This is a genomic window from Kitasatospora sp. MY 5-36 (assembly GCF_001182915.1).
Classification (GTDB): domain Bacteria; phylum Actinomycetota; class Actinomycetes; order Streptomycetales; family Streptomycetaceae; genus Kitasatospora.
Map to the genome: position 1 here is coordinate 1 of NZ_LFVW01000612.1, position 6,876 is coordinate 6,876.

At 74.3% G+C, this 6,876-nt stretch carries 8 protein-coding genes; 4 read left to right on the top strand and 4 right to left on the bottom strand.

Going from position 1 to position 6,876, the window contains the following annotated elements; translation table 11 throughout:
• Window position 1: 1 nt before the first annotated feature.
• A complete protein-coding gene (locus tag AE652_RS31590) occupies window positions 2-874 on the bottom strand; it encodes an alpha/beta fold hydrolase (protein WP_049657777.1) in 873 nt (290 codons plus the stop codon).
• Between the two features lie 68 nt (window positions 875-942).
• Here AE652_RS31590 and AE652_RS31595 point away from each other — a divergent pair, with 68 nt between their 5' ends.
• The 3 genes from AE652_RS31595 to AE652_RS31605 all read left to right on the top strand — a co-directional run bounded on the left by AE652_RS31595 (window position 943) and on the right by AE652_RS31605 (window position 3,705).
• Entirely contained in the window at window positions 943-1,548 is a 606-nt protein-coding gene (locus tag AE652_RS31595; RefSeq protein ID WP_049657779.1) for a TetR/AcrR family transcriptional regulator, read from the top strand.
• Window positions 1,549-1,711: 163 nt separating this feature from the next.
• Window positions 1,712-2,770 (top strand): acyl-CoA desaturase, encoded by a 1,059-nt coding sequence (locus AE652_RS31600; protein ID WP_082346098.1) that lies wholly within the window; start codon window positions 1,712-1,714, stop codon window positions 2,768-2,770.
• 134 nt (window positions 2,771-2,904) lie between these two features.
• Window positions 2,905-3,705 carry a hypothetical protein gene (locus tag AE652_RS31605; protein ID WP_049657781.1) on the top strand — a complete coding sequence of 267 codons (801 nt, stop codon included), beginning with the start codon at window positions 2,905-2,907 and terminating at the stop codon, window positions 3,703-3,705.
• 22 nt (window positions 3,706-3,727) lie between these two features.
• On the opposite strand, the gene AE652_RS31610 is transcribed toward AE652_RS31605, so the two are convergent.
• The 3 genes from AE652_RS31610 to AE652_RS31620 form a co-directional block, all read right to left on the bottom strand.
• On the bottom strand, window positions 3,728-4,954 hold the full coding sequence (locus AE652_RS31610; protein WP_049657783.1) for a sensor histidine kinase: 1,227 nt from the start codon (window positions 4,952-4,954) through the stop codon (window positions 3,728-3,730).
• Window positions 4,951-5,490, bottom strand: a complete 540-nt coding sequence (locus AE652_RS45530; protein ID WP_049657786.1) for a hypothetical protein — start codon at window positions 5,488-5,490, stop codon at window positions 4,951-4,953. Before AE652_RS45530 ends, AE652_RS31610 begins: the two co-directional genes overlap by 4 nt.
• A 150-nt stretch (window positions 5,491-5,640) precedes the next feature.
• Window positions 5,641-6,003 carry a nuclear transport factor 2 family protein gene (locus tag AE652_RS31620; RefSeq protein ID WP_049657787.1) on the bottom strand — a complete coding sequence of 121 codons (363 nt, stop codon included), beginning with the start codon at window positions 6,001-6,003 and terminating at the stop codon, window positions 5,641-5,643.
• A gap of 107 nt (window positions 6,004-6,110) precedes the next feature.
• Here AE652_RS31620 and AE652_RS31625 point away from each other — a divergent pair.
• Window positions 6,111-6,876 (top strand): LysR family transcriptional regulator (locus AE652_RS31625; protein ID WP_049657792.1); only part of this gene is annotated, 766 nt, incomplete at its 3' end.

The following is a 6,876-nucleotide window of genomic DNA, read 5'->3' on the forward strand; positions in this document are numbered from 1 at the left end:
GTCAGCCGGCCTGCCGCGCGGCCGTGCCGAGGATGCCGGCGGTGACGGCCGCCGGGTCGTCGGTGGGCAGTGCGTGGCCGGCGCCGGGGACGATCTCGACCCGGGCGGTGGGCACCAGCCGGTGCAGGCGGTCGGCGACGGCCCGGGCGTCGTGCAGGGCGCTGCGTTCGCCGAGGAGGAAGAGGGCGGGGGCGGTGAGCCGGCCGAGTTCCCGGTCGGTGAGGGTGGCGGCCGGGGGCAGGCGGCGGCGGAAGCCCATCGAGGCGCGGACCAGCGCCATCAGTTCGGTCTCCAGGACGGCGCTGTTGCCGACCAGCCGGGCCAGCCGGGGGCGCAGCGGGCGCGGGGCCGTCGCGGCGAGGCCGCCGAGGACGAGCCAGGTGTAGAAGCGGCGGTCCAGGTCGGCGAGGCCCGCCGTTTCGACCAGGGTGAGGGCGGCGGTCCGTCCGGGGTGGTGGATCTGGTGGTTGAGGGCGATCCAGCCGCCGTAGGAGCAGCCGACCAGGTGGGCGGAGGGCAGGTCGAGGGCGGTGAGCAGCTCCTCCAGCCAGGCGGCGGCGTCGCGGCCGTCGGTGACGGGGGCGCTCTGCACGCTGGCGCCCGGTTCGCCGACGGTGTCCACGGCGATCACGGGGTGCTGTGCGGCGAGGGCGTCGAGGTGGCGGTGCCACATCAGCGCGTTGCCGCCGGAGCCGGGCAGCAGCACGATCGGCCGGCCCTCGGCGCGGCCGGTGCGGTACACCCGGGTGGTGCCGTAGCCGGTGGGGACGTCGAGCGGTGTCCAGGGCCCCGGCCGGAGTTCGGTCAGCGCGCGCTCGTAGGCGGCGCGGAAGCGGGCTTCGGCCTTGCCGTTCTTGAACTCGCTGATTCGCATGGTACATGTGTATCACATGCATGATACGGGTGTACCAAGTGAAGCGGGACGAACAGACGGAGGCCGGAATGACCGCGAAGGTCGACCACGAGGAACGCCGCCGGCAGATCGCCGAGGCCCTGCTGCGCATCGCCGACACCCAGGGCCTGCAGTCCGCCAGCATGCGGGCCGTCGCCACGGAGGCCGGGGTCTCGCTGCGGCTCGTCCAGTACTACTTCACGACCAAGGAGGGACTGCTGCTGGACGCCCTGGCCAGGCTCGGCACCCAGCTCCAGGCCCGGATGGAACGGTGGATCGGCCAGGCCCGGGCCCCCCGGGAGGTGGTGACGGCGATCCTGTCCTGCATCCTGCCGACGGACGCCGAGAGCCGCCGGATCACCAGGACGTACGCGGCGTACTACGCGCTGGTGCTCGGCGACCCCGAGGTGCTGGCGAAGCAGGCCGCGCAGCCGCCGGTCGTCCTGGAGGGCTTCCTCGTCAAGCAGCTCCGGGCGGCGCAGCAGGCCGGGGGGATCGGGCCGGAGCGGGACGTCGAGGCGGTCGCGGCCGGGCTGCTGGCGATGGTCAACGGGCTCGGCTCCAGCGTGCTGGGCGGCCAGCGCACCGGTGAGCAGGCGCTCGCGGTCCTCGCGTACCACCTGGACGAGCTGTTCGGGCGGCCGGAAGCGGGCTGACGGCCGGCGCCGTCGACCGTCGCGACGGTCCTCCGGTCCGACGGTCCGGCCCGCCGATCGGCGCGGCAGGCGGGCACCCCTCGCGACAAGGGGGCTAACACCCGTACGGGGCGGGTGCTTTCCCCGTTCCGCTGGAGGGCCTGTCACTGACAGACTCCGGGGTATGTCCGCGCAGCCCGTGATGACGACCGAAGCGCCCGAAGCCCCCTCCTCCCGGTCCGGGAGCGGCGGCAGCGACTTCGCCCAGTTGACCCGCCGAATAGTCGACGAGGGCCTGCTCGACCGGCGCCCCGGCTACTACGCCGCCCGCATGGCCCTGGTGTTCGCCGCCTTCCTCGGCGGCTGGTACGCCCTGTTCGCGCTGGGCGACACCTGGTGGCAGCTCGGCCTGGCGGCGGCGATGTCCGTCGTCTTCGCCCAGATCGGCCTGCTCTCCCACGACCTGGCGCACCGTCAGGTCTTCGACCGGCGGGTGCCGAGCGAGATCGGCGGCCGGATCGCCGCCAACCTGCTGATGGGCATGAGCTACGGCTGGTGGATGAACAAGCACACCCGCCACCACGCCAACCCGAACCACGAGGAGCGGGACCCGGACGTCGCCCCCGAACTCCTGGTGTGGTCCCAGCGGCAGGCCCGGAAGGCGAGCGGCGTCGCCCGGTTCATCGGCCGCCGGCAGGCGTACCTGTTCGTGCCGCTGCTCCTGCTGGAGGGCCTCAACCTCAGCTTCAACAGCTTCCGCGCGCTGCGCGGGCCCGTGGTGAAGCGCCCGGTGCTGGAGGGCGTGCTGCTGGTGGTCCACTTCCTCGCCTACTTCGGCCTGGTGTTCGCCGCGCTCCCGGCCGGCAAGGCCGTCGCCTTCATCGCCGTGCACCAGGCGCTGTTCGGCGTCTACCTGGGCAGCGTCTTCGCCCCGAACCACAAGGGCATGCTGATGGTGACCCCGGAGATGAAGCTCGACTTCCTGCGCCGCCAGGTGCTCACCTCGCGCAACGTCCGCGGCGGGCTGCTCATCGACGCGGTGATGGGCGGCCTCAACTACCAGGTGGAGCACCACCTGTTCCCCAGCATGCCGACCCCGGCGCTCGGGCGGGCCGCCCGGATCACCCGGGAGTTCTGCGCCGAGAAGGGCGTCGCGTACTACGAGACGGGCCTGTTCCGCTCCTACCGGGAGATCTTCAGCCACCTGCACCGGACGGGCGAGCCGATCCGCTCCGGCGGGTGACCGTCACGTCCGGCGGGTGACCGTCACGCCCTGGCGCCGGGATCCGTCGCCGGGACGGCCCTTCGGCGGCATCGCCCGTCCGCCGGCGCGTTCGCGCCCGTACGATGCCCGAGCGGGGTGGGTGGAGACCGGGGGTGGGTGTGGTTCGGTTCTGGCTGAGGTGGGCGCTGATCGCGCTCCTGGGAGTGGCGGTCGTGTTCGGCGGCTGGGCCGGGTGGCGGTTCTACCGCGACACGGCCATTCCGGCCCCGCCGGACGTCCCGGGGGTGGCGCGGGCGCCGGAGACCGAGGAGGCCCGCCTGGCGGCCGAGCGGCGGATGGCCGACCGGATCGACCGGCTGCCCGAACTGCTGCCGTGGGCCCAGGGGTTGGGGCGGTCGACGGTCGACGTGTGCCGCACCGACTACCACGGCGGCCTGTTCCTCCGGGGGCTGTGGCTGCCGGTGGCCTGCGAGCGGACCGTGAACGTGTACCTGGCCTTCGACGGCGGCGACGTCCGCTCCCGGCTGGCCGATCTAGACCGGTACCTGGACGCCGAGGGCTGGCGGAGCTCGCAGCGGTGGAGCGGCCTGGTCGCGGCCGACGAGTACGCCCACCAGCCGCCCGCCGACCCGACCCCGGAGGAGGTGGCGGAGGCGGCGGCCCGGCCGATCGCCCCGTCGGTGGAGTTCAGGCCGGCGACGGACGAGGCGGTGCGGACGGAGCTGGCCGTGAGCGTCTCCCGGCCGCCGGGCCCCGAACTCCTGACCTCCGGCGAGGACTACTGGTACGAGAAGTACGGCGGCCGGCGCTACCGGAACGACGAGGGGCAGCGGTCCGAGTACCTGGCCTGGCAGCCGGTGCGGCCGAGCGAGGTCACCGGGCCGGCCGAGGGCCGGTACGTGGTGGTCCTGGGTTTCATGACCAGGTACGCGGAGCAGCAGGAGGCGCCGTGAGGCCGGGAGCCGCCGTGGCCGGTCAGCCCGTCGTGCCGGGCGGCGGGGAGGGCGGCGGGGAGAGCGGCAGGGTGGCGGTGACCCGGAAGCCCGAGCGGTAGGGCGAGGCGGTCAGCTCGCCGCCGAACAGCGCGATCCGCTCGGCGAGTCCGAGCAGGCCGTGCCCGGTGGACAGTCCCCGGCGGACCTCGGGGCGGCGGCCCGCGCCGTCGTCGACCACATCGAGGGTCAGCACCTCGGACCAGCTGATCCGCACCGAGGCGTGGCTGCCGGCGCCGGAGTGCTTGATGATGTTGGTGACGGCCTCCTGGACCAGCCGGTAGGCCGTCAGGTCGACGCTGTCGTCGAGGTGGGCCGGGGTGCCGCGTACCTCCAGGTCGATCAGGACCCCGGCGCGTCGGGCGTCCTCCAGCAGCGGGCCCAGGTCGGCGAGCCCGTGGCGCCCGGTCCCGTCCGTCATGGGGACGTCGGCGGTGCGCAACAGCCGGAGCATGCGGCGCAGTTCGGCCATCGCGTTGCGGCCCAGTTCCTCGATGTCGCGGAGGGTGCCGGCCAGTCGGTCGGCGTCGGCGGGCGCGGTGCAGCGGGCGGTGTCGGCCTGCATGACGATGACGGCCACCGCGTTGGCCACGATGTCGTGCAACTCCCGGGCGATCTGGACGCGTTCGCCGAGGACGGCCTGGCGGGCGCGCGCGAGTTCGCGCTGGTCGCGCTCGGCGGCGAGGGCGGCGGCCCGGACCCGGCGGCCGGCGCCCCAGGCGACGGCGGTGATCGGCAGGAAGTAGGCGATGCCGCTGACGAGGTACGACGCCCGACGGGAGGGAGGCACCGCCCCGTCGGCGATCGGGTACCAGATGGCCAGGGCGATCGGCAGGGCCGTCAGCACGAGGGCGGCGACGGAGGCGGGCCGGCCGCTCAGCCGGGCCGTCGTGTACAGCGCGAGCAGTACGCCGAAGAAGGGGGTGAAGGCGAAGCCGCTGTTCAGGGAGAGCAGGGCCGCGCCCACGGCGGCGGCCCAGACGACGGCGAACACCGCCTCCGGCCACCGTCGGCGGAAGGTCAGCGCGACGGCCTCCGGGACGGCGAACGCGGCCAGCAGCAGCTGGTCGCGGACGTTCGTCCCGGTCGCGAGCGGGGCCGCGTAGAAGAAGACGTCGGGGACGGTGACCGCCAGTGCCAGCGCGGCGTCCGCCGCCGTGACGGTCGGTGACCCCCGGCGGCGGACGCCGTCTGTCGCGGCCTCCGTCACAACCGGAGTTCCCGGCAGCACGAGGTGTTCGAGCCGAGGCAGCACCAGTTGTCGTCGAACTCCCGGAACCCCTCCACCGGGATGTCGGACCACCACGGTTCCGGCGGGGCGGCGCGCTCCGGTGGACGGACCGGATAGCCGAGGGCGGCGTGGGCGGCCCACAGGTCGCCGTGGTACTGCCGCAGGGTGTCGTTGAGCCGGTCCCGGGTGACCTCCCCGGGGGCGGGCGCGTGCCGTGACGGCGTGAGCAGGGTCAGGAAGGCCGCCGCGGCGCGGACGTCGTCGGTGGCGAAGGCGGCCAGGCTGATGCCGGCCACGCGCAGGGCCTCGGTGCCGTCGCCCGGGTCGGGGGCGACGGTGATGCGGACGGCGAGGCTCTGCCACGGGTCGCCGACCGTGCGCGGCGGATCGGGCACCAGGAGAGTGCGGGGGCCGAGGAGGATGCCGTGGGCGAGGGCCGGACCAGCCTTCCCGTCCGACTCGACGTGGTGCACGGTGGCACCGACGGTGGGCGCGGGGATCGTCGATTCGCTCATGGTGGGGCTCCCGGAGGGGAGTGGGGGCTTTCACCCAGTGGTAGCGCGCCCCGTCCCGCGTCGCCTGCGGGGGATGACTGCTCGGGTGAGTGACCGAGCGGGGTCGGTCGCGCGCCCCCACACGCGTCCCGCGGGCGGCCGCGAGGCCCCTCAGCCGCCGAAGCCGGCCAGCAGCCCGCGCGGGTCGAAGGTCACCCGGATCCGGGTGATCCGCCCGTCCTCGACGTGCATCCAGTTCGCCGTCGGCGCCGGCGGGGCGATGCTGGTGCGCAGCTCGAACCAGGTGATCACCTCGTCGCCCTCGGCCACCCGGACCTTCACGTCGATCTTCTCCAGCACCTGTCCGAGCCCCTTCAGCCCGGCCAGCGCCTCCTCCACCCCGGAGGCCGTCCCCAGCGCGCCGACGAAGTCGACGTCGTCGGCCAGCAGGCCCCGGACGGTCTCGAAGTCGCCCGCCTCCCAGGCGGTGAAGTAGGTCTCGGCAAGCTCACGCGCGGTCTTCGTCGTCGTCATGCCGCCATCCTCCCGAGCACCCAACCCATCCGTCCAACAGATGGATCAGATGGATTCCATCTCTTCTGGTTATGCCGCAGGGGTCCGGTCGCCTATCGTCGTCGCCCATGGAGATGCACCAGCTGCGCTACTTCGCCGCCGTGGTCGACGAGGGCAGCTTCACCGCCGCGGCCGCCCGGCTGCACGTGAGCCAGTCCGGCGTCAGCACCCAAGTGGCCAAGCTGGAGCGCGAACTGGGCCAGCAGCTGCTCGACCGGACCGGCCGGCAGGTGCGCCTCACCCCGGTCGGCGAGGCGGTCCTCCCGCTGGCGAGGAACGCCCTGGCCACCCTCGACGCCATCCAGCACACCGCCGCCGAGTTCGCCGACGCCGTCCGCGGCCGGGTCCGGCTCGGCATGATCATGGGCTGCTCGATCCCGCCCTTCCTGGACACCGTCGCCGACCTCGGCCGCAGCCACCCCGGCATCGAACTCAGCCTGCACGAGGGGCACTCCGAGGACCTCCAGGCGCAGGTCCTGGCCGGCTCCCTCGACCTGGCCCTGATCGGCTACACCGGCGAGGCCGCCCCGGGGCTGGAGGACACCGTCGTCGTCGACGAGCCGATCGCCGCCGTCGTCCCCGCCGGGCACCCCCTCGACCGGGCGCGGCTCCGCCTCGCCGACCTGCGCGGCGAGAAGGTCCTCTGCCTCCCCCCGGGCACCGGCCTGCGCGCCGCCTACCAGGACTCCTGCCGCCGGCTCGGCCTCGATCCGCGGGTGGACATCGAGGCCAGCTCCCCGGCCGCCCTGCTCCGGCTCGCCGAGCGCGGCGCGGGCGTGGCCGTCCTCAGCGCCTCCTCCGCCGCGGGCGCCGGGCTGCGGGCCGTCCCGCTGG

What these genes read in the sequence shown, in the direction of transcription:
- AE652_RS31590 (WP_049657777.1), bottom strand. Translation starts at nt 874, where the DNA reads ATGCGAATCAGCGAGTTCAAGAACGGCAAGGCCGAAGCCCGCTTCCGC.
- AE652_RS31595 (WP_049657779.1), top strand. Translation starts at nt 943, where the DNA reads ATGACCGCGAAGGTCGACCACGAGGAACGCCGCCGGCAGATCGCCGAG.
- AE652_RS31600 (WP_082346098.1), top strand. Translation starts at nt 1,712, where the DNA reads ATGTCCGCGCAGCCCGTGATGACGACCGAAGCGCCCGAAGCCCCCTCC.
- AE652_RS45530 (WP_049657786.1), bottom strand. Translation starts at nt 5,490, where the DNA reads ATGAGCGAATCGACGATCCCCGCGCCCACCGTCGGTGCCACCGTGCAC.
- AE652_RS31620 (WP_049657787.1), bottom strand. Translation starts at nt 6,003, where the DNA reads ATGACGACGACGAAGACCGCGCGTGAGCTTGCCGAGACCTACTTCACC.